This is a genomic window from Sulfoacidibacillus thermotolerans, assembly GCF_003144315.1.
GTDB lineage: Bacteria > Bacillota > Bacilli > Alicyclobacillales > SLC66 > Sulfoacidibacillus > Sulfoacidibacillus thermotolerans.
The window spans coordinates 1-575 of the sequence record NZ_MPDK01000110.1 but is presented as its reverse complement, the minus strand read 5'-3'; the positions used below and the strand labels follow the sequence as shown (position 1 = coordinate 575).

General features: G+C 44.5%; 1 protein-coding gene. It reads left to right on the top strand.

From position 1 onward, the window contains the following. Window positions 1-348: 348 nt before the first annotated feature. Window positions 349-575: hypothetical protein (locus tag BM613_RS14710; protein ID WP_146192867.1), on the top strand; the 227-nt coding region annotated here is incomplete at its 3' end.

The following is a 575-nucleotide window of genomic DNA, read 5'->3' as shown; positions in this document are numbered from 1 at the left end:
AAAACAGGTGGCTCACTTTTTGCTCGATCGACCAAGCTAAAAGTGGCTCAAAACTAGCTTAGCGAATACAATTGGGAAATGGCGAAGAATCTAAACAACGCCATGAGCAAAACGTACTTTGGACAACTGGGTCTCAGGAGTTTACAGGAAAGGTACTTGCAGCTTCGTAGTACTTCATGAACCGCCGTATGCGGACCCGCATGTACGGTGGTGTGAGAGGTCGGGGGCTAGCCGCCCCCTCCTACTCGATTTTGAGTGTTAATATTTTGATTGAATACTTTTTGTTGTAAAAAGAACTGGTGTTTGATACGTTAAAAGAAACTCGTGAATGCAGGAGGCGAGTTTCTGATGGATATAGCCAATCAAAAAGAAGGCGCATGTGTCGCTTGGTGTGTGAGTGTCATTCGCCATGCGGCAGTGCATGCAAAACGTCGTGAATCGCGGTTCTCGCGAGAAATGGCGGTTGCAGAACCTTCCATACATTCTTCTCAATTCACCATTTCGACGATTGTAGAGTGGGATGATATATTTCGTCAATTTACAACACAACAACTCACGATATTCTTTTTGATTGA